This window comes from Neorhizobium phenanthreniclasticum (assembly GCF_040066075.1).
GTDB lineage: Bacteria > Pseudomonadota > Alphaproteobacteria > Rhizobiales > Rhizobiaceae > Neorhizobium > Neorhizobium petrolearium.
This window is the reverse complement of the sequence record NZ_JBEAAL010000002.1, coordinates 315,821-336,226: the sequence shown is the minus strand read 5'-3', so window position 1 is coordinate 336,226 and position 20,406 is coordinate 315,821. Positions and strand designations below refer to the sequence as shown.

At 61.9% G+C, this 20,406-nt stretch carries 22 protein-coding genes and 2 pseudogenes; 13 read left to right on the top strand and 11 right to left on the bottom strand.

Translation table 11 applies throughout. The features are described 5' to 3' along the window. Window positions 1-123: 123 nt before the first annotated feature. From ABK249_RS05800 to ABK249_RS05795, 3 genes and pseudogenes are all read left to right on the top strand, one after another. Window positions 124-1,312: pseudogene (locus tag ABK249_RS05800) on the top strand (sigma-54-dependent transcriptional regulator); the annotation flags it as partial. Window positions 1,313-1,506: 194 nt separating this feature from the next. Continuing rightward, window positions 1,507-1,689 (top strand): annotated as a pseudogene (locus tag ABK249_RS33905) (helix-turn-helix domain-containing protein); the annotation flags it as partial. Window positions 1,690-1,876: 187 nt separating this feature from the next. After that, on the top strand, window positions 1,877-3,742 hold the full coding sequence (locus tag ABK249_RS05795) for a peptidoglycan L,D-endopeptidase MepK (RefSeq protein WP_320443030.1): 1,866 nt from the start codon (window positions 1,877-1,879) through the stop codon (window positions 3,740-3,742). A gap of 77 nt (window positions 3,743-3,819) precedes the next feature. Here ABK249_RS05795 and ABK249_RS05790 read toward each other — a convergent pair whose 3' ends face one another. The 3 genes from ABK249_RS05790 to ABK249_RS05780 all read right to left on the bottom strand — a co-directional run bounded on the left by ABK249_RS05790 (window position 3,820) and on the right by ABK249_RS05780 (window position 5,303). Then, window positions 3,820-4,092 carry a DUF2312 domain-containing protein gene (locus tag ABK249_RS05790; RefSeq protein WP_037155993.1) on the bottom strand — a complete coding sequence of 91 codons (273 nt, stop codon included), beginning with the start codon at window positions 4,090-4,092 and terminating at the stop codon, window positions 3,820-3,822. 87 nt (window positions 4,093-4,179) lie between these two features. Next, window positions 4,180-4,488 (bottom strand): DUF1244 domain-containing protein, encoded by a 309-nt coding sequence (locus tag ABK249_RS05785; RefSeq protein ID WP_037155996.1) that lies wholly within the window; start codon window positions 4,486-4,488, stop codon window positions 4,180-4,182. Between the two features lie 23 nt (window positions 4,489-4,511). After that, on the bottom strand, window positions 4,512-5,303 hold the full coding sequence (locus ABK249_RS05780; RefSeq protein WP_227703759.1) for an N-formylglutamate amidohydrolase: 792 nt from the start codon (window positions 5,301-5,303) through the stop codon (window positions 4,512-4,514). A gap of 198 nt (window positions 5,304-5,501) precedes the next feature. On the opposite strand from ABK249_RS05780, the gene ABK249_RS05775 reads away from it, so the two are divergent. Both ABK249_RS05775 and pyk read left to right on the top strand, forming a co-directional pair. Continuing rightward, window positions 5,502-5,975 carry a DUF1036 domain-containing protein gene (locus tag ABK249_RS05775; RefSeq protein WP_210056813.1) on the top strand — a complete coding sequence of 158 codons (474 nt, stop codon included), beginning with the start codon at window positions 5,502-5,504 and terminating at the stop codon, window positions 5,973-5,975. After that, window positions 5,975-7,414 (top strand): pyruvate kinase, encoded by a 1,440-nt coding sequence (gene pyk / locus ABK249_RS05770; RefSeq protein WP_037156001.1) that lies wholly within the window; start codon window positions 5,975-5,977, stop codon window positions 7,412-7,414. The genes ABK249_RS05775 and pyk overlap by 1 nt, the downstream gene beginning before the upstream one ends. 139 nt (window positions 7,415-7,553) lie before the next feature. On the opposite strand, the gene ABK249_RS05765 is transcribed toward pyk, so the two are convergent. The 6 genes from ABK249_RS05765 to ABK249_RS05740 all read right to left on the bottom strand — a co-directional run bounded on the left by ABK249_RS05765 (window position 7,554) and on the right by ABK249_RS05740 (window position 11,980). Beyond that, window positions 7,554-8,864 carry an MFS family transporter gene (locus ABK249_RS05765; protein WP_081952944.1) on the bottom strand — a complete coding sequence of 437 codons (1,311 nt, stop codon included), beginning with the start codon at window positions 8,862-8,864 and terminating at the stop codon, window positions 7,554-7,556. A gap of 360 nt (window positions 8,865-9,224) precedes the next feature. After that, the gene (locus ABK249_RS05760; RefSeq protein WP_227703758.1) at window positions 9,225-9,848 is read right to left on the bottom strand and encodes a tetratricopeptide repeat protein; all 624 of its coding nucleotides are present in this window, start codon (window positions 9,846-9,848) and stop codon (window positions 9,225-9,227) included. Window positions 9,849-9,945: 97 nt separating this feature from the next. Next, complete coding sequence (gene ykgO / locus ABK249_RS05755; protein ID WP_006726873.1) at window positions 9,946-10,071, bottom strand: type B 50S ribosomal protein L36; 126 nt, start codon at window positions 10,069-10,071, stop codon at window positions 9,946-9,948. A gap of 127 nt (window positions 10,072-10,198) precedes the next feature. Next, window positions 10,199-11,269: a 5-(carboxyamino)imidazole ribonucleotide synthase gene (locus ABK249_RS05750; RefSeq protein ID WP_227703757.1), complete on the bottom strand. Its 1,071-nt coding sequence runs from the start codon at window positions 11,267-11,269 to the stop codon at window positions 10,199-10,201. Beyond that, a complete protein-coding gene (gene purE, locus ABK249_RS05745; RefSeq protein WP_227705191.1) occupies window positions 11,266-11,763 on the bottom strand; it encodes a 5-(carboxyamino)imidazole ribonucleotide mutase in 498 nt (165 codons plus the stop codon). Before purE ends, ABK249_RS05750 begins: the two co-directional genes overlap by 4 nt. Window positions 11,764-11,776: 13 nt before the next feature. Continuing rightward, complete coding sequence (locus ABK249_RS05740) at window positions 11,777-11,980, bottom strand: YdcH family protein (protein ID WP_037156012.1); 204 nt, start codon at window positions 11,978-11,980, stop codon at window positions 11,777-11,779. 229 nt (window positions 11,981-12,209) lie between these two features. On the opposite strand from ABK249_RS05740, the gene ABK249_RS05735 reads away from it, so the two are divergent. Beyond that, on the top strand, window positions 12,210-12,386 hold the full coding sequence (locus tag ABK249_RS05735; protein WP_227703756.1) for a YdcH family protein: 177 nt from the start codon (window positions 12,210-12,212) through the stop codon (window positions 12,384-12,386). Window positions 12,387-12,531: 145 nt separating this feature from the next. On the opposite strand, the gene ABK249_RS05730 is transcribed toward ABK249_RS05735, so the two are convergent. Together ABK249_RS05730 and ABK249_RS05725 are read right to left on the bottom strand one after the other, a co-directional pair. Next, window positions 12,532-12,795, bottom strand: coding sequence for an ArsR/SmtB family transcription factor (locus ABK249_RS05730; protein ID WP_037156018.1), 264 nt, complete (start codon window positions 12,793-12,795; stop codon window positions 12,532-12,534). 107 nt (window positions 12,796-12,902) lie between these two features. After that, the gene (locus tag ABK249_RS05725; protein WP_227703755.1) at window positions 12,903-13,673 is read right to left on the bottom strand and encodes a sulfite exporter TauE/SafE family protein; all 771 of its coding nucleotides are present in this window, start codon (window positions 13,671-13,673) and stop codon (window positions 12,903-12,905) included. Between the two features lie 111 nt (window positions 13,674-13,784). Between ABK249_RS05725 and ABK249_RS05720 the strand changes: the two genes are divergently transcribed. The 7 genes from ABK249_RS05720 (at window position 13,785) to ABK249_RS05690 (ending at window position 20,393) form a co-directional block, all read left to right on the top strand. Then, window positions 13,785-14,438 (top strand): thiamine phosphate synthase, encoded by a 654-nt coding sequence (locus ABK249_RS05720; RefSeq protein ID WP_037156024.1) that lies wholly within the window; start codon window positions 13,785-13,787, stop codon window positions 14,436-14,438. Then, the gene (locus ABK249_RS05715; RefSeq protein WP_227703754.1) at window positions 14,438-15,583 is read left to right on the top strand and encodes a tetratricopeptide repeat protein; all 1,146 of its coding nucleotides are present in this window, start codon (window positions 14,438-14,440) and stop codon (window positions 15,581-15,583) included. Before ABK249_RS05720 ends, ABK249_RS05715 begins: the two co-directional genes overlap by 1 nt. A gap of 130 nt (window positions 15,584-15,713) precedes the next feature. Beyond that, window positions 15,714-16,982: an MgtC/SapB family protein gene (locus ABK249_RS05710; RefSeq protein WP_227703753.1), complete on the top strand. Its 1,269-nt coding sequence runs from the start codon at window positions 15,714-15,716 to the stop codon at window positions 16,980-16,982. A gap of 184 nt (window positions 16,983-17,166) precedes the next feature. Next, window positions 17,167-17,967 carry an inositol monophosphatase family protein gene (locus tag ABK249_RS05705; protein ID WP_227703752.1) on the top strand — a complete coding sequence of 267 codons (801 nt, stop codon included), beginning with the start codon at window positions 17,167-17,169 and terminating at the stop codon, window positions 17,965-17,967. A gap of 123 nt (window positions 17,968-18,090) precedes the next feature. Continuing rightward, window positions 18,091-19,134, top strand: coding sequence for a flagellar motor protein MotA (locus ABK249_RS05700; protein WP_227703751.1), 1,044 nt, complete (start codon window positions 18,091-18,093; stop codon window positions 19,132-19,134). A gap of 3 nt (window positions 19,135-19,137) precedes the next feature. Continuing rightward, entirely contained in the window at window positions 19,138-20,169 is a 1,032-nt protein-coding gene (locus ABK249_RS05695; RefSeq protein ID WP_037156038.1) for a peptidoglycan -binding protein, read from the top strand. A gap of 5 nt (window positions 20,170-20,174) precedes the next feature. Continuing rightward, a complete protein-coding gene (locus ABK249_RS05690) occupies window positions 20,175-20,393 on the top strand; it encodes a hypothetical protein (protein ID WP_037156047.1) in 219 nt (72 codons plus the stop codon). Window positions 20,394-20,406: the final 13 nt, after the last annotated feature.

The following is a 20,406-nucleotide window of genomic DNA, read 5'->3' as shown; positions in this document are numbered from 1 at the left end:
GTTTTCCCCGCCGTCGATTAAAATGCAAGCTTTTCTCAAAAGGGGATGTTCAAGCCTTTCTGGCACAACCTCCAGCATAACCACCCGAAAGGGAGCACGATGAACGTTGCTGGGAGCCCGAGCATGACTGCGCAAATCCTCGTTGTGGATGATGATCCAATTCAGCGTCGCCTTCTGAAGAATGCCGTGGAGCGTTACGGATACGCCGCGCATCTTGCCGAAAACGGCCTTGTCGCACTCGAGTTCCTGAAACGGACAGCCGTCGACATCAACGTTATCGTGCTCGACCTGATGATGCCGGAAATGGATGGCCTGACCTTCCTTGCCGCCATTCGCGAAGCGGGCATCGAAACACCGGTCATCGTCCAGACCGGGCAGGGCAGCATCGATTTCGTCGTGCAGGCCATGCGGGCAGGCGCCTTCGATTTTGTCGTGAAGCCGGTTTCGCCGGAACGTATCGCCGCATCGATCGCCAATGCACTCAAGCTCAACCAGAAGGAATCGAAAGTACGCGGCGGTCGCCGCCATCGCCCCGGCGCCGTCGGTTTCGGCGATATCATCTCCGCGAGCCCCGACATGCTGCGGGTCATCGATCTCGCTCAGCGCGCGGCACATTCGAACATCCCGGTGGTGCTGGAAGGAGAGTCCGGCGTCGGCAAGGAGATGATCGCCCGCGCCATTCAGTCGAACGGCGACCGGGCCGGCAAGCCGTTCATCACCGTCAATTGTGGCGCCATCCCGCACAATCTGGTGGAAAGCATCCTTTTCGGCCATGAGAAAGGCGCCTTCACCGGCGCGACCGAACGCCATACCGGCAAGTTCGTGGAAGCGGACGGCGGAACGCTTTTCCTCGACGAGATCGGCGACCTGCCGCTCGAAGTCCAGGTGAAGCTGCTCCGCGCTGTACAGCAGGGCGAGATCGAGACCGTCGGCGCGGCGCGCGTGCAGAAGGTCAATGTCCGGCTCATCTCGGCCACCAACAAGGACCTGATCGAAGAAGTACGCGCCGGGCGCTTCCGCGAGGATCTCTATTACCGACTCAACGTCTTCCCGATCACCATCCCGGCGCTGCGTCGCCGCAAGGAAGACATTCCACATCTCGCCCGCGTTTTTGCCGAACGCTTCTCGGCGGAGCAGAAATTGCCGAAGATGCTCACTGTCGCCCCTGGCGCGCTGGCGTTGCTTACGGCCTATGACTGGCCGGGCAATATCCGCCAGCTCGAAAACGCCGTCTTTCGCGCCGTGGTGCTTGCCGAAGGCGATGAGCTGACGGAAGCGGACTTCCCGCAGATCGCCGCGCAGGTTCCGGAATTCCGGTCGGCCGAACTTGCCGCGACCGCGATTGCGCCGACGCCGGCCGCAATGTCGGACTACGCCGTGCGGGAGGCGCTCGCCGAATCACCCGTCTTCGCCAACAGCGAAAGGGCCCGCGCCGCACAGCCGGATCCCAAGGCCATGCTCGCCGCCGCCTACCCGTCGGCGGAAAATATCATCGTCAGTACCGACGAAGCGGGTGACGTGAGAAAACTGGCCGATGTCGAGGAGGAGCTCATCCGTTTCGCGTTGAAATTCTATCGCGGCCAGATGAGTCAGGTGGCCCGAAAACTGGGCATCGGACGTTCGACTCTCTACCGGAAACTGAAGGATTACGGCATTGACCCCGACGATCCGCTCAAGGAAGCAGCATAATCGCGTTGTATTAGCGGGAGTTAACTTTCGCGCAAGGATGTCCTGGCACCTTTCATCAACCTCCCATTAGCCATTTGTTGACTATATGGAAGAAGGTTGTACATCTGTGGCACATTTGCCATCGTGTGACCGCATTTGACAGTCATTTGAGGCAGCGTGGGACGTTGTCGACAGGACGGGGATCGTTTTGCCGGATCAGTATGCAAAAGAAGCGCCTTCGGGTGAGAAGGTGCGCGGCGGCAAGGCCGGGCTTTTCAGAACTCTCGCCAAGCGCGTTGCAGCGGCTGCCCTGCTGCTCCTGGCGGCGTTGCCGGTCCTTTCCGTTTCTGTCTCCGATGCTGCTGCCGAAACCAGAAGCCTGAAGCTCTACTTCGTCCATACGGGAGAGAAGGCGGTCATCACCTTCAAGCGGAACGGCCGGTACGACCAGAAGGGCCTCCAGCAGATCAACCAGCTTCTGCGCGACTGGCGCAAGAATCAGCCGACCAAGATGGATCCGCGGCTTTTCGACCTCGTCTGGGAAGTCTACCGCCGCAGCGGCGCCTCGGATTATATCCACGTCGTTTCGGCCTACCGTTCTCCGGCCACCAATGGCATGCTGCGTTCCCGCTCCCGCAATACGGGTGTCGCCAAGAACAGCCAGCACATGCTCGGCAAGGCCATGGATTTCTACATTCCTGGCGTGAAGCTTTCGACGCTCAGGGGGCTCGCCATGCAGATGCAGGTGGGCGGGGTCGGTTATTATCCGAGATCGGGGTCACCCTTCGTGCATCTCGATGTCGGCGGCGTGCGGGCCTGGCCGCGCATGACGCGTCAGGAACTCGTGCAGATCTTCCCGAACGGCAAGACACTTCATCTGCCTGCCGACGGCAAGCCGCTGCCCGGTTACGAGCAGGCGCTGGCGGACTACAAGAAGCGTGTCAGCTCCAGCTCGATCCAGGTCGCCAGTACGGCGGGCGGCAGCATTCGCAGCGACGGTTCCGAACGGAAGCGGCAGCCGAACCTGCTGGCCTTCCTGTTTGGCGGCGGAGCCGACGAGGAAGAGGACAACGCGGAAAGCAGCGCGCCGGCCGTGGCAGAACGCCCGGCTCCGGCCGCGAAGGAGCCTCCGGCAGAGGCGACCACGCCACCGGGCGTAATGGTGGCCTCCGCGTCGTCGCCATCGCCAACGCAAACGCCGGAAGAGCAGGAGATTGCCGCGCCCGTGCCGCTTTCGCGCCCGGCCTTCCGTTCGGATACGGCATCCGGCGGGCTTGCGACCGCGCTCTATTCGCCAGCGCGTAACGCAGCTCAGGAAGCGCTCGCCTTGCAGGCCTCCGCTCCGGCCGATACGCCGCAGCCGACCGGCGAGGCCTTCGCCGACCTTTCCACCTATAACATTCCGGTTCCGACACTGCTTGGACCGCGCGGTTTGAAGGGTGATGCCGACAACAGCATGATGACTGCATCTGTCGGTCCGATGCCGGCGCCGGAAGAAGTGGCTTCCATACCGCTTCCGGTCCATCGGCCTGCTAGTGCAACACCACCGGAAGCGTCGGCCGCTACGCCGCAAGCCGGTGCAAAGACGGACGAGGAACAGGAATTGACGCCTGAACTCGTCGCTGCGCTGGCTCGCAGCGTGGAATACCAGCGCCCGTCCGTGCAGCCGACCCGGCCTGCACCGGCGCCGGTTCAAAGGCCGGTTGAAACGGCAGCCGTCTCTCCGAAGGTCATTCAGGCTTCAGCCGGCAAGGGCAGGCAGTTCGGTGACGGGTTCGATGCTCCGAGGCCGCCTGTTGCCGCCTCGGCCGGCGCGCTTCCTGTACCCGCCAAAGGTGGACGCACGGGCAGATCGGCTTCTTCGTCTGCCGGCGGTGCTCTGACCGGCGACATGCTTGCGAAATGGGCTCTCAACAACAATCGCGCCGAAGAAGCGGTTTCGATGAAGGCGCCGCGCGTGGTCAGCCGTACGCTCAACAGCGAATATTCGGCGGCCTATTCCGGCGGCGGGTTCAAGCCGGTCGCTGCCACGGTCGCGATCGACCCGAACCGCTTCAGCGGCCCAGGCGACTGATCGACGCCGAACGTATCCGTGGAAACAGAAAACCCGCCGTTCCGGCGGGTTTTTCGTGACCCTATGGCGAGCAAGAATCAGGCGGCATCCTGGTCCGGCGGGCTTTCGATCATGCCGAGCGCAGCCAGGTAGGTGTCGAGGATCAGGTCCTCTTCCATGCGTTCCTGGTCGTCCTTCTTGCGAAGCGCGATGACCTTCTTGAGGATCTTGGTGTCGAAGCCCATGGACTTGGCTTCGCCATAGACGTCCTTGATGTCGTCGGCGATCGTCTTCTTTTCTTCTTCCAGTCTTTCGATGCGCTCGACAAATGCGCGGAGTTGGTCGCGGGCGACGCCATGAGCATCAGACATCGGGGCCTCCTGATCGTAGAAAATTTGAATGAGTGGTCGTCAACTGCCGAAAAGAGAGACCGAGGTCAAGCCAAATCCGCCCGTCGATCAACCATCGGCGGGCTTGTTGATGTCGAATGCGGCTTTTTGAGCATCGGTCGCTTCCGCCTGATGCAGATTCTTCCAGTCCTCGTAAGGCATGCCGTAGACGATTTCACGGGATGCGTCCCTGGAGAGATCGACACCCGCTTCGCTGGCCGCATCGCGATACCAGTTGGAGAGGCAGTTGCGGCAGAAGCCGGCGAGATTCATCAGGTCGATGTTCTGCACATCGGCGCGCTCGCGCAAATGCCGGACGAGACGGCGGAAGGCCGCTGCCTCGAATTCGGTCTGCTGTTCCTTGGTGAGTTCGGTCATCGGATCGTCTCCTGATGTTCGTATCAGCCGGTATAGGGGCCCGTGCGCGACGGAAAGATCTTGTATTCGTGCAATGTGGGGTCGGCATTGAGCGTCTTGAAGATCGGCTCCAGCCTTTCCGCCCAGGCCGAGATCCCCGCCTCGTCGCCGATCAGGTCCTGCCGCACTTCGAGGAGAGCATGCGGCGTGCCGGACATCATGCAATGCCGGTACATCGTATCGCCCTTCAGTGCGCCGTCATAGGGCTCGTTGTCGCCGACCTCGATATCCGCCGATTGGCGCAAGAGTTCAAGAAAGGGGAGTACGGCGCGAGGGTCGCTGTCCCAGAGAACCGCCGCGTGCCAGGGGCGGGGAGTGCCTTTCCAGAAAGGCGTAAAGGAATGCAGCGAGAGCACGAGCGGCGCATGGCCGGAGGCACCCGCCTTGGCGATCGTCCGTTCGACCGCGCGATGATAGGGCCGGTGATAATTGTCGAGACGAAAGTCCCATTCGGCTTCTGTGATCGGGTGATTGCCGGGAATGATCGCGCCGTCGGAAATCTTCATGATCAGCGTCGGATCGTCTTCGCCGCGGTTCGGATCGATCAGCAGGCGGGAAAAGCAGCTCAGGACGGCCGGGACATTCAGCATCGCGGCCAGCCTGCGCGTCAGTCCTTCGATGCCGATATCGAAGGCAATGTGTCGGTGAAACGCGCTTTCCGGCAGGCCGAGGCTGCCATAGGCGGCGGGCAGGCGGTTCATGGCATGGTCGGCCAGCAGCACCATGCCGCTGTCATAATCGCCTTCTATGATCTCGAAAGGAATGAAGTCCTGCATCGCGCGTGGGAAATGGAGGTCGTTGCGGAGATTGGGTTGATGACACGGTGAGGCGTCCGGCGCAAGCCGTCCGCCGCCCGTCGAAGATGACGATTGGCGGTGTGAAGGTTGCTTAATCGATTAGACTTTCGTTGACTTTCAGACTACGCCGCGCGAAGAAAGTGCTTCACGAATAATCATGGAGTCCTGACGGAAACCGTGTCGAAAAAATCCCCCACAGCCTATCTTCGTTCTCTCGTTTCAGTTCCCGCGCTCGTCGCCATTGTGGCCGTCGGTGTGCCGCTCTTTGCGGCAGGCGCCGCGCATGCGGATTTCCGCGTGTGCAACGGCACCCAGAACCTCGTCGGCGTGGCGATCGGCTATCGCGCTGCCGAGGGCTGGACCACGGAAGGCTGGTGGCAGGTGCCGGCCTCCACCTGTGCCACGCTGATCGAGGGCGAGCTGCAGTCGCGCTACTACTATCTTTATGCCGAGGATGCGGCCCGCGGCGGCCGCTGGGCTGGCAATGTCAACATGTGCGTCGCGGAGAACGAGTTCAAGATCGTCGGCGTCAACGATTGTTTCGCCCGTGGCTTCCAGCGCATGGGCTTCAAGGAATATGACACGGGCCGTCAGGGGAGCTGGATGGTCCAGCTTTCGGATGCGCCCGGCACACAAGAAGGCCAGAATTGATGAGGCGCAACCGCAAAGTAAAGATCCTCGCGACGCTGGGACCGGCTTCCTCCGAGGAGGCGATGATCCAGAAGTTGCACGAGGCGGGGGCCGATCTCTTCCGCATCAACATGAGCCATGCCAGCCATGATCTGATGCGCACGCTGATTTCCCGCATCCGCGCCGTCGAGGCCAAATGCGGCCGGCCGATCGGCATCCTCTGCGACCTGCAGGGCCCGAAGCTGCGTGTCGGCAAGTTCGCCGCCGGCAAGGTGACGCTGACGCCCGGCCAGACCTTCACGCTCGACAACCGCGACGAGCCTGGCGACGAGACCCGTGTCTTCCTGCCACATCCGGAAATCCTTGAAGCCGTGAAGCCCGGTCACCGCCTGTTGATCGATGACGGCAAGCTCGCGCTGAAGGCTGAGAAGGCCGATGGAAAGAGCATCGTCTGCACCGTGATCGCCGGCACCAGCATTTCCGACCGCAAGGGCGTCAGCCTTCCCGACACGCTGCTTGGCGTCGGTGCGCTCACCGACAAGGACCGGGTCGATCTCGATGCGGTGCTGGCAACCGATGATGTCGACTGGGTCGCGCTTTCCTTCGTTCAGCGTCCCGACGACCTTGCCGAAGTACGCAAGATCGCCCGCGGTCGCGTCGGTATCATGTCGAAGATCGAGAAGCCCCAAGCCCTCGAGCGTATCGACGAGATCATCGAGCTTTCCGATGCGGTCATGGTGGCGCGCGGCGACCTCGGTGTCGAAATGCCGATCGAAACCGTGCCAGGCATCCAGAAGCAGCTCACGCGCGCCTGTCGCCGGGCCGGCAAGCCGGTCGTCGTCGCGACCCAGATGCTGGAATCGATGATTTCCTCGCCGGTGCCGACCCGCGCGGAAGTCTCGGACGTGTCGATCGCCGTCTTCGAAGGCGCGGATGCGGTCATGCTGTCGGCGGAATCGGCATCCGGCCAGTATCCGGTCGAAGCCGTCTCGATGATGGCGTCGATCGCCCGAGAGGTCGAACAGGACCCGCTTTTCCCCAGCATCATCTACGCGCAGCGCGCTACGCCCGAGGCGACCGGTGCAGACGCCATCTCGCTTGCCGCCCGTCAGATCGCCGAGACGCTCCGGCTTTCGGCCATCGTCACCTATACCTCGTCGGGTACAACGGGGTTGCGTGCCTCGCGCGAGCGCCCGCAGGTGCCGATCATCGCGCTGTCGCCGATCGTCCAGACGGCACGCCGGCTTTCCGTGGTCTGGGGAATGCACTGCGTGGTCACGCATGATGCGATCGATCTTGACGACATGGTGAACCGCGCCTGCCGTATCGTCGTGTCCGAAGGTTTCGGCAATCCGGGTGACCGGATCATCATCTCGGCCGGCGTGCCGCTCGGTACGCCCGGCGCCACCAACATGCTGCGCATCGCCTATATCGGCTCCGACGGCCAGACGGGCATCTGAACGGGTCCGGTCGCTGTTTTCACGCAGATCCTATTCAAGAGAAACTCGCCGGGGCGACCCGGCGGGTTTCTCGTTCGTGCGCATGAAAACGCCGCCCCGAGAGGCGGCGTCGTTGTTGTCTACGATGGTCGGGACGGCCTCAGTCGACCATGCCATGCCCTTGCAGGTAGCCCTTCTTGCGGGCGTCAGGCATGATGATCGCGGCGGTAAAGGCGATCACCATCATGACGGTGACGTACCAGAAGAACCAGCTTTCGTGGCCGATCGACTTGAACCAGAGCGCCACATATTCCGCCGTTCCGCCGAAGAGCGCATTGCCGATGGCGTAGGCAAGGCCGACGCCGAGCGCGCGCACTTCCGCCGGGAACATTTCGGCCTTCACCAGCCCGCTGATCGAGGTGTAGATGCTGACGATGGCGAGCGCCGTGGTGATAAGCACGAAAGCCAGCGTGCTGCTCGTCACCTGGCCGATCGCCGTCAGCAGCGGCACGGTGGTGACGATCGACAGCGCGCCCCAGAGAAGCATGGAATTTCGCCGCCCGATCCGGTCGGAAAGAGTGCCGAAGACAGGCTGCAGCAGCATGTAGACGAAAAGCACGGCCGTCATGGTGGTGCTGGCGGTTTCCTTGCTCATACCCGCCGTATTGACGAGGTATTTCTGCATGTAGGTGGTGAAGGTGTAGAAGATCAGCGATCCGCCCGCCGTATAGCCGACGACGGTGAAGAACGCCTTCCTGTGATGCCTGAAGATGCCTGCAAGAGTGCCTGCCTCTTTCTTGCCGCGCGTCGCCTCGGTCGAGGTCTCGTGCAGCGAGCGGCGCAGGAAGAGTGCGACGATGGCAGCGACGCCGCCGATCGCGAAAGGAATGCGCCAGCCCCAGGCCTTCAGTTCGGCCTCGTTCAGGAACTGCTGCAGGATGACGAGGACAAGGACGGCGAGAAGCTGGCCGCCGATCAGCGTCACATACTGGAACGAACCGAAGAAGCCGCGCCGTCCGGCAAGCGCCACCTCGCTCATATAGGTCGCCGTCGTGCCGTATTCGCCGCCGACGGAAAGCCCCTGCAGCAGACGCACCAGGAGGAGCAGGATGGGCGCGAGAATGCCGATCGTCTGGTAGGTCGGCAGTACCGCGATGATGAAGGAGCCGAGGCACATCATCGTCACCGAAATCAGCATCGATGTGCGCCGTCCGAGCTTGTCGGCGATGCGGCCGAAGAGCCAGCCGCCGATCGGGCGCATCAGGAAGCCGGCAGCAAAGACAGCGGCGGCATTCAGGAGTTGGGTCGTACTGTCGCCGGCGGGAAAGAACTCCGAGGCGAAATAGAGCGCGCAAAAGGAATAGACATAGAAATCGTACCATTCCACCAGATTGCCCGAGGCGCTGCCAACGATGGCAAAGATGCGCCGGCGCGTGTCATGCGCGTCATCGATGGGCGCCATCTGGTTCATGTCTTTTTTCCACATACAGTCCCTCCGTTGGGTTACCGATAAACAATGACTTTCCCGCAAACGCCGTCCCGGCGTTGTCAAGGAGACGCCGCCGCAGCAGCTGCTGGTTTTGTGAAATCGGGACCTGTGAAACCTCCGGCCCCTGCAGAGATATTACTGCGCCAATGGGTGAGATCGGCAAGATGCGCTGAAATAATGCGACGGCTACGTAAACGTCAAACGACTTGTGCGGTAATTGTGCGTTGTTCACATATCGCACGGAATTGAAATGCCGGCGGTGATGCGAGATCACGCCTTCGCTTTCTCCGAGGCGAGGGATCCGGCGCTCGGACCCGGCCGGGACATGCCGTTATGGATGGTTTACGTCCGGTTGCCGGCGATCTTTTCGGAGAGTTTCGTTACCGCTTCCTGCGCCTCCCGATCGGCGGGGTAGATGGCGAGGTAATCTTCCCAGGCCTTCAGGGCGAGTTGATCCTTGCCTGCTTCCATCAGGATGCCCGCCATGCCGGCGATCGCGCCGAAATGGCGTGGCTCGTGCTTCAGCACCTCGGCGATGTCGGCCATGGATTTGCGCGTGTTGCCCATGGTGTAGTGCAGTGTCGCACGGCGGTTCCAGCCCTCGGGATAGGCAGGATCGAGGAGGGTCACCTGGTCGAGGAAATCGAGTGCGGCGGCATTGCGCTTCTCCTTGATAGCGGTCGCGGCCCACTGCATCAGGAGATTGACCGTGGCGCTCCCCGAATCGTTCATGTCGGTCATGATCTGGGTGGCGATGCCGCGCGCCTTATCCGGATCGCGTTCGCGCTTCAGCGCCTCGAACAGCGGATCGAGCGGATTGGCCGGTTGCGAAGCCGATGTGGGAACGGCTGGATCTGCCTGCTGCGGGATGACGGCAGGCGGGGCAGGCGTTGCCGTCTGGGCGAGAGTCGAGGAGGCGGCGAAGGTCGCGGCCAGAATCAGAGAGCTGAAACGAAAATAGCGCATGCGGATAAGGTAATCCGCATGCGCTCAAGGTCAAACCCGATTTGTCGCGCTATCGACAATTTGATCGGTCCGCGGGATGTCCGGGACCGGAACCGTATCAGCCCTGACGAGCCTTGAAGCGCGGGTTCTGCTTGTTGATGATGTAAATACGGCCCTTGCGGCGAACCAGGCGGTTATCGCGGTGACGGGCCTTCAGCGCCTTGAGCGAGTTCTTGATCTTCATTGTTCTGGTCCAGCAGTCTGTGGGCTCGAAAGCCGCTTGTCCTTATCAATCAAAAGCGCGCCGCCTTTATCTTGGAGGGGGCGCGCTCTCAAGTTGGGCGTGCAGATAACCCGAGCCCGGGCGCATGTCAACCTTGCGGCAGTGTTTTAAGCTCGGTCACATGGCCCATTTTTCGGCCGGGACGGGATTCCGTCTTGCCATAAAGATGAACGAGCACATTCTTCTTCGCCAGCCAGGCGGGAACGTCGAGAATGTCGTCGCCGATCAGGTTGGTCATTACGCAGTCCGTATGGCGTGCAGGATCGCCGAGGGGCAGTCCGGCAACGGCACGGACATGCTGCTCGAACTGCGAAACGACGCAGGCGGCTTCCGTCCAGTGGCCGGAATTGTGGACACGCGGGGCGATCTCGTTGGCGATCAAGGTCCCATCCGCCATCACGAAGAACTCGATGCCGATGACGCCGACATAGTCGAGCGCGGCAAGCAGTTTCTTCGCCGATTCGCGGGCGACTTGCGCCGTCGCATCGGAGATGCGTGCGGGGAGGGTGGAGGTATGCAGGATACCGTGTCGGTGGACGTTTTCGGCCGGATCGTAGCAGGCGGTGGCGCCATCCTTGCCGCGGGCGGCGATGATCGACACCTCGCGCTCGAACGGCACGAAGCTTTCGAGAATGAGCGGCACGCCGCCCAGGTCGTCATATGCGCCGGCCGGGCTATCCGCAGCCGAGCGGAAGACGCGCTGGCCCTTGCCGTCGTAGCCGAGCCGGCGGGTCTTCAAGACGCCCTTGCCGCCGAAATCCGCGAGCGCCTTTTCGAGGTCGGCCTGGCTGTCGACGGCGTGGAACCTTGCAGTCTCGATGCCACAGGAATTGAGGAAGCTCTTTTCGGTGAGGCGGTCCTGCGCAACCTCCAGCGCCGTGGCCGGCGGATGGACAGGCACCGCAAGCTGCAGCGTTTCGGCAGCCAGAACCGGAACGTTCTCGAATTCATAGGTGACGATGTCGCAGCGGCTGGCGAGCTCGGCAAGCGCTGCCGGATCATCGTAAGCTGCAGTGATCTGGGCACTCGCCACCTGCGCCGCCGGACAGTCGGCCTGCGGCTCCAGGATGATCGTGCGGAAGTTGAGCCGCGCTGCGGCAATGGCCAGCATGCGGCCGAGCTGTCCGCCGCCGATGATGCCGATCGTGTGGACCGTCATGGAACCTCGTCTATCGGGTAATCTGCAACGGCCGCCGCCTGGCGGGCGCGCCATTCGTCGAGACGGTCGGCGACCTCGTCGTCATTGAGTGCCAGGACCGCTGCAGCAAGCAGTGCGGCATTGATCGCTCCGGCCTTGCCGATCGCCAACGTCCCGACCGGGATGCCCGCGGGCATCTGCACGATCGAGAGCAGGCTGTCCTGGCCCGACAGCGCCTTGGACTGCACCGGCACGCCGAAGACCGGCAGCGGCGTCATGGCGGCGGTCATGCCGGGGAGATGGGCTGCACCGCCGGCGCCGGCGATGATGACCTGAAAACCCTCGGCGCGAGCGGTCTTGGCGAACTCCATCATCCGTTCGGGTGTCCGATGCGCGGAAATGATCCGGGCCTCATAACCGATGTCGAGCGCCTCCAGCGTATCGGCGGCGTTCTTCATGGTCTCCCAGTCGGACTGGCTTCCCATGATGATGGCGACGGGTGGTCTTTCTGCCAGCATGATGCCTCCCTCAAGCAATGATGTCGGGGATGATCTGGTCTTCAAGCTGGCTCATCTTGTCCTTGATCGCCAGCTTCTTCTTCTTCATGCGCTGAATTCGGAGCGCGTCACAGCCGACCTCGATCATGGCGTTGATGGCAGCGTCGTAATCTTCGTGCTCCTGACGGAGTTTCGCGAGCGCCAGCCGGATATCCGCCTGTTCCTGATCAGCCATTTTCGGTCCCCATTTTCATATCCGGCATTTTGTGGTCGCCAGCAATGTCCGCAAGCCTCTACCACCAAACCGCGTTAACTGGAAGTTAGCCGCCGTCACGAATTTGCCTTGTTCAAACCACGATTTCTCCTTCGACAAATGGGGTCGATCGTGTCACACTTCCGTCGTAAACCTGAAGCCTCGGCCAAGGGTGAAGCCGGGGCAGGTGACCAAGGAAGGAACATGCCACATGACCGTCCAGGCTCATATCGCATCGCTTGAAAAGAAGCACGGCGCTCTGGAGGAGGAACTCCAAAACATTCTGGCGTCCCCCTCTTCCGATGATCGTCAAATTGCTGACATCAAGCGGCGCAAGCTGCGCATTAAAGACGAAATGCAACGGCTCAAAGCCTCTACGCGTCACTAATCTTTCAATGGGAGAACTGGCCGCTGCCTCGCGTTAGGATCAAATAAGAGGCATCTCAGGAAGCGGCAAAACAATCCAGACAGTATGAAAATGAAGTTCTGGTCGTGGCCGACGACCCTAAAACAGGTGACTTGCAAATCTTAGGTCACGACCAGAACTGATCCAGCCACAGATTGAGCCTGTCGAAACCCTTGCTGTTGACGGCATAGATGCGCCGCGTGCCTTCTGCCGTGACGCTGACAAGATTGCTGTCGAGCAGGGCTTTCAGATGCTGCGACACTGCAGGCCGGCTGATCGGCAGGCCCTGTGCCAGTTCGTTGACCGTTTTCGGCGAACGCCGCAATTCCTCCAGCAGATACCGCCGGTTCGGGTCAGCTATGGCTGCAAAAGGGTCAACTGTTGTTGTCATATGTCAAACTTACGGTAAACGCATGGTAACGGCAAGATTTATTGTGCGTTGCAGCAATAAATGACACTATATGCTGCGTTGCTTATTTAGTGATGTTGTGCTCGCGCTTACAGCGGCAGGCCGTCCCAGAGCAGTTTCAATCCGGCGAGAAAGGCCAGGCCATAGGTCATGGGATAGAAGATCTCGGCCTTCAGATGCTTGACGACCGCCGCACCTGCTATGGTCGCCAGCAGCGCTATGGGCAGAAGCGTCGCGGAGATCGTCAGGTTTTCCCTGTCCAGTGCCCCGAGGAAGAAATAGGGAATGACCTTCACGGCATTGACGATCGCGAAGAAACGGATGCTGGCGCCGGTGTAGGATTTCGGGTCCAGCCCCATCGGCAGGACATAGATCTGGAAAGGCGGGCCGCCGGCATGGGCGACGAAACTCGCATAACCGGAAAGCGCTCCCCAGAAGGTGGCGGCAACCGGACGGTGCGGCAGCGGCGCTGCGGGCCTGTTCGAGTGCGGGCCGTAGACCTGCCAGAAATAACGGACCGTGAAGAGGATGGTCGCCACGGCGATGACAAGACGAAGCGCGTCGTCCGATACATATGTGGAAGTCGCCCAGCCGAGCGCAATACCGATGATGCCGCCCGGCAGGATCATCAAGAGTGTCTTGGGATCGTTGTAGTTCCGCCAGGACCACAAGGCCACGATGTCCATGAGGATCAGGATCGGCAGGAAGATCGCCGCCGCCTTGACCGGGTCCACCGCCATGGACATGAGCGGTACGCCCATGAGGCCGATCGCGCCGCCGATCCCCCCTTTCGAGAGACCGACGAGCATGACTGCAGGAATGGCGGCTGCGAAAAAGGCGAGGGTCAGCGTATCAGGCATTCGTTCCGAGGCGGGGCGGTTGATCCTTCAATCGGTCCGGTCTATCGAATTTACGGACAGAAAACGAGTGCGGATTTGCGATTGGCGCCATCCGCCGAATGGAAAAAAAACATGACCGGATCGGAAGATCGCTGCCGCCTTGTGCTTATTGTACCGGACTATGATGATGCCGCCCGTCAGGCGAAGGAGCTTGAAGAGGCGCTTTCGGGCGGCGACGTCGCCTCGGTGATCCTGCCGCAATACGGCCTCGACGATCAGGCTTTCCAGAAGCGTGCCGAGACATTGGTGCCGATCATCCAGGCGGCTGGCGCGGCGGCCTTGATCGCCGGCGACAGTCGCGTAGCCGGCCGGGTCAAGGCCGACGGCTTGCACATGGCCGGCTCCCCCGCCGAGCTTGAGGAGGCGATCGAGAAATTCGTGCCGAAGCTCATCGTCGGCGCCGGCGGGGCGGCGGATCGCCATCAGGCGCTGGAGATCGGCGAATTGCGTCCCGACTACATCTTCTTCGGCAAGCTTGACGGCGACATCAAACCGGAGGCGCATCCCAAGAACCTTGCGCTTGGCGAATGGTGGGCCTCGATGGTGGAAATCCCCTGCATTGTCGTGGGCGGCAACGATCCCGCGTCGGCGCTTGCGGTCGCCGAGACCGGCGCTGAATTCGTGGCGCTCCGCGCTGCAGTCTTTGACAATCCCAGGGGCGCCGGAGCGGTGGTCGCCGAAGTCAACGCGACCCTGGACGAAAAAGCGCCACGGTTTGAGGCTTGATGAGGCCCATGCCGTCGAACCGAACTTACCGCGCGATTCTGAATGGACTGCTGGCGAGCCTTCTCGCCTCGGCGGTTTTGCCCTCCGTTGCCTTCGCACAGGTAGACACCAGGGCCGTCACACGTCCCGTCGAGCCGGATACCCAGCAGATGAAGAAGGACCGGGTCGAGACGCAGGCAGATTCGGAAACGCCAGGGAGCAAAGCCGAGGGGCAGGGCCAGCCGGACGGTATCGTGCCTTCCGGTGGCGTGGAGCTCTATCAGCGCATGGGAGCGACTTTGCCACCCATACCGCCCGAGAAGCCCTACGACGGCCCCATCGACGAGGCCTATGGCGCCTATCAGCGCGGTCTTTACGTGACGGCTCTCGACAAGGCGCTGACACGTGCGGGTAAGGGGGACGCTGCGGCGCAGACGCTCGTCGCCGAAATGATGACCAAGGGTCTGGGTATCAAGCGCGACGCCAAGACGGCGACGTTTTGGTACAAGCAGGCTGCGGAAGGTGGCGATCCCGCTGCCATGTTCCAGTATGCGCTGCTTCTGATGGCGGGCCGAGATGTCCCGCGCGACAAGAAGCAAGCCGACGAATTCATGCGCAAGGCCGCGGAAGCCGGCAATTCGTCGGCGCAGTTCAACTGGGCGCAGATTCTCGTTGCGGATAATCCGGGTGAAAACGGCCTGCATCTGGCGCTGCCCTTCTATGAAAGAGCTGCCGGGCAAGGGGTGGCGGACGCGCAATATGCCGTGGCGCAGCTCTATGTGACGCTGAAGGACATGCCGGCGGAGAAGAAGGCGAAGGCCCGCGAATGGCTGGAGCGCGCCGCCGAAGCCGGGTACGATACCGCACAACTCGATATGGGGCTCTGGCTGGTGAACGGGATCGGGGGGACACGCGACTACGACAAGGGTTTCGAATGGATGCGGATCGCCGCCCATCGCGGCAATGTCGTCGCCCAGAACAAGCTCGCGCATCTTTATATCAATGCGCTCGGCACCCGGCCCAATCCGGTCGAGGCGGCCAAATGGTACGTTCTGTCGCGCCGCGCCGGTCTGCAGGATCCGGAGCTCGAAGACTTCTACCTCGGCATCAATGAAGAGCAGCAGAAGCAGGCGATCGAGGCAGCCAACAAGTTCCGCAGGGGGTGAGGAGCGGTCCGGCGCAGCCGGAGAAATCGATCCAGTGAATCGATTTCAGGACGAACGCCCGGAGCGCGAGCGAAGGGCCGGCCGAGGCCGATCGGCGCAATCGCCGGGGCGATAGGGGGACGGAACGGGATTGGACAATATCGAGCTTTTCGAACGTGTCGGGCTGGCGATAGCCATCGGTGCCGCGGTCGGTGTGGAGCGGCACTGGCGCGAACGGGACGAACCGGCGGGCGCCCGCACGGCCGGCATCCGAACTTTCACGATGATCGGCATGCTCGGCGGCATTGCCGGCCTGATCGAGCGAAGCCTCGCTCCGACGTCCGTCTATCCAGGCATCGTGACCATCGGTTTTCTCATCGCCGTAACGGTTGTCATGACCCTGTTCGAACTGCGCGAAGCCATCGCAGAGGAGAGCTTCAGCGCCACTTCGGTCATTACCGCAATCCTCACCTTCGGTCTCGGCGTGCTTGCCGTCACGGGCGACATGGTGCTGGCATCCGCCGCCGGAGCAGCGCTCGTCACGCTTCTTGCCAGCCGCGAATTCCTGCACGGGGCGATCCGGCGCCTGCAATGGGTGGAACTGCGCTCGGCGGTGATCCTGCTCGCCATGACCTTCGTGCTTCTGCCGATCATTCCGGCCGAGCCGGTCGGACCGTTCGGAGGCATTTCGCCCAGAAGCCTCGTGCTCCTGGTCATCACGCTCGCCTCGATCTCATTTGCCGGTTATATCGCGGTCCGGCTGCTTGGGACTTCGCGGGGCGATGTGGTGGCGGGAGGGATCGGCGGCCTCGTCTCCTCGACCGGCACGACCGTCGCGTTTGCCAGGCGCAGCCGCCAGGGCGCAGACCCGACATCGCTTGCGGCAGGGGCCATCAGTGCCGGCGCCTTGTCGCTATTGCGGACCGCGTTCCTGATCGGCACGCTGGCGGTCAGTCTGCTGCCTGGTCTTCTTCTGCCGATCGGCGTCGGCGCCGTGCTGATGCTGGCTTATGCGTTCTTTCTTTCGTCCCGCCAGCCGTCGATGGATGACGGGCATTCCCCGGCCAATCCGTTCGAGCTTCCGGCAATTGCGAGGATGGCGGCCCTGCTTGCGGCCGTGGCCTTTCTGGCCCGGGCCGCGACCCTTTATTTCGGCGATGCAGGTCTCATCGCCGCCTCGGCGCTTTCCGCGCTCGCCGATGTGGATGCCACGACGGTCACGGTGGCGGGCATGCTGCCGGCGCTCGATCCGAAGCTCGCCGCGCGCGCCATAGGTGTCGGCGTGCTCGTTAATATGGTAGTCAAGGCGATCTACGCTGCGATCTTCGGCAGCCGGGGCTTTGCGGTCCATCTCTGGATGGCGACGCTGCTTTCGGTCTCCGCCGGCCTGACCGCGGATTGGCTGCAGGATGCGGTTTAGAAGATCTCAGGTAATATCGAAAGAGGACCGCTTTACGGACACGATTGGTGGCAACAATAGTCCGCTCTCCGGTGGATGGCTTGAATTTCTCGCGGTTTTGTGGTCTTGAAGCCGCCCATCAAGAAAATCTCAAAAAACGCAGTCCCGTTCAGATGCAATTCGGGACCCCTCAAGGACTTCCCGCATGGCTCGTTCCGCCCTTCTCAACGTCATGGTTCAGGCTGCCCTCAAGGCAGGCAAGTCGCTCGCCAGGGATTTCGGCGAGGTGCAGAACCTGCAGGTTTCGGTGAAGGGACCCAGCGATTTCGTTTCGCAGGCGGATCTGAAGGCGGAAAAGATCGTCCACGACGAACTGATGAAAGCTCGCCCCACCTACGGCTTCCTCGGAGAGGAAAGCGAGGAGGTGAAAGGTACGGACGGCGCGCATCGCTGGATCGTCGATCCGCTCGACGGCACCACCAACTTCCTGCACGGCATTCCGCAGTTCGCCGTATCGATCGCACTGGAACGCAACGGTGAGGTCGTCGCCGGGGTCGTCTTCAATCCGGCGACAGACGAGCTCTTCACCGCCGAAAAGGGCGGCGGGGCATTCCTGAACGATCGTCGCATCCGGGTCGCCGCCCGCCGCGCGCTTTCTGATTGCGTCATCGGTTGCGGCGTTCCGCATCTCGGTCGCGGCAATCACGGCAAGTTCCTCGTCGAACTCCGCCATGTCATGGGGGAGGTCGCCGGCATTCGTCGTCTCGGCGCGGCTGCGCTCGATCTCGCCTATGTCGCCGCCGGCCGGCTGGACGGGTTCTGGGAGGCCGACCTCTCGCCCTGGGACATGGCGGCCGGCATCGTCCTCATCCGTGAGGCGGGCGGTTTCGTCAGCGACATGAAGGGCACGACGGGTATTTTCGGCAGCGGCAATATTGTCGCCGGCAACGAACTGATCCAGAAGGCATTGCTCGAAGTTGCAAACCGGCCTGTTCCGACGCGGTAAGTCTCTGGTGTTACGGCCATAGAGCCGAATTAAAGGGGAGGTATCACCAGCTTCCGCACTTCAATTCGTCGCAATTTTACACTAGCCTCCGGCGCGGAAGAGTACCGGAGGCAAGGGCATATCATGGCGAATGCGAGACTGGACGATCTGGACGAGTCTGAACCGCGTGGCGGCTATGCCTACAAACTTTCCAATCCGGCGTCCTTCCTGTGGACCATGGTGATCTTCCTGATCATCGTCGGGTTCGTCGCCTCGATTCTCTACCGCCAGGCAGCGCATGCCTTCCAGACCAATCCGGGCCTCAACGGGTTGATTCTCGGCGTTCTGCTGATCGGCATCGTCCTGGTCTTCAACCAGGTGATTGGCCTCGTTCCGGAAGTGCGCTGGTTCAATTCCTTCCGCGCGGCCGGCAGCGCCGACAAGGTCGGGCGCGAACCCAGGCTGCTTGCGCCGATGCGCACGCTGATCGGCAGTCGCCGCAGAATGGCGCTTTCGACCGCGGCCTTCCGGTCGATCCTCGATTCGATCGGCACGCGACTCGACGAATCGCGTGATACGTCGCGTTATCTCATCGGACTGCTCGTCTTCCTCGGACTGCTCGGCACGTTCTGGGGCCTTATCGGCACGATCGGTTCGATCAGCAACGTGATCGGGGCACTCGATCCGAATTCCGGCGATTCAAACGATATCCTGGCCGCCATCAAGAGCGGCCTTTCGCAACCGCTCGCCGGCATGGGCACGGCGTTTTCTTCCTCGCTGCTCGGCCTTTCCGGCTCGCTGATCCTCGGTTTCCTGGACCTGCAGGCCGGGCGCGCCCAGAACCGCTTCTATACGGAGCTTGAGAACTGGCTCTCTTCGGTGACGGATGTGGGGTCAGACCTGCCGGCCGTGGCGGAGACGATCGCCCACGGTTCGTCGGAAGATATCCGCGCGCTGACCGAGCAGCTTCGGGCACTTGCCTCCGCGCAGTTGAAATTGCCGGACGGGCAGCACAGCGATCGCTCGCTTTCCGCCATGGCCAATCTCGCCGAAGGCATCCAGGGCCTCGTCAAGAACATGCGCAACGAGCAGCAGATGCTGCGTGACTGGATCGAGGCGCAGCAGGAAGAGGCAAGAGCCCTGCGCCGCACACTTGACCGGCTTTCCGACAAGATCGGAGGGAAGTAAGCGATGGCGCTCGCCAAGAATCGCCGTCGTGAGCGAGGTGTAGACTACTGGCCAGGCTTTGTGGATGCGCTTTCCACGCTCCTGCTTGCCATCATGTTCCTGCTCACCGTCTTCGTGCTGGCGCAGTTCCTGCTCAGCCGGGAGATTTCCGGCCGCGACGAAGCGTTGAACCGGCTGAACAGTCAGATCGCCGAACTGACAGAGCTTCTGGCGCTGGAGAAGAACAACAGCCAGGACTTCGAGGATCAGCTTGCCACCTTGCAATCCTCGCTCGCCGCCTCGGAAAGCGAGCGTTCGCGACTTCAAGAGCTGCTGAGCCAGGGTGCCGGCAGCAGCGAAGCGGCCAATACCCGGATCGGCGAGCTTACGAGCCGGCTCAACCAGGAACAGCAGTTGAGTGCGCGTGCCGCGAGCCAGGTCGAGCTCCTCAATCAGCAGATCGCTGCCCTCCGGGCCCAGATCGCGGCTGTGGAGGCGGCGCTGCAGGCTTCCGAGGCGAAGGACCAGGCTTCCCAGGCGCAGATTTCCGATCTCGGCCGGCGGCTCAATGTGGCGCTGGCGCAGCGCGTGCAGGAGCTCAACCGCTACCGATCCGACTTCTTCGGCCGCTTGCGCGAAATCCTCTCCGACAGAGAGAATATCCGCATCGTCGGTGACCGTTTCGTCTTCCAGTCGGAAGTGCTTTTCCCGGTGGGCGGCAGCGAGCTTGACGATGCCGGCCGTGTGGAGATGGACAAGCTTGCCGCCGCACTTCTCGATCTTGCCAAGGAAATCCCGGCGGAAATCAACTGGGTGCTGCGCGTCGATGGTCACACGGACAACTCGCCGCTTTCCGGCACCGGCCGCTATCGCGACAACTGGGAACTCTCCTCCGCCCGCGCCACGTCCGTCGTGAAATACCTCATCTCCAAGGGCGTGCCGGCCAACCGCCTGGTGGCCGCCGGTTTCGGCGAATTCCAGCCGATTGCTCAGGGGGATACGCCGGAGATCAAGTCGCAGAACCGCCGCATCGAGCTGAAGCTGACGGAGCGGTAAAACTCATGAACGAAGACAAGCCGGACATGGCCGCCCTGATGAAGGCGGTCGCGGATAGTCCGAGACGAGACAACAGCGCCTATCACAAGGCGATGGCCGAAGCCCGGCAGGCCTTCGAGGGTGCCGAAGCCGCGCTCGGAGGGCCAGTCGAGATGCGCATCAAGACCAAACTGAAGCGCAACGGCAAATATGTCGTGAAATGGACGTTTACGCGCGCAGAGTGAATTGAGGGCGTTT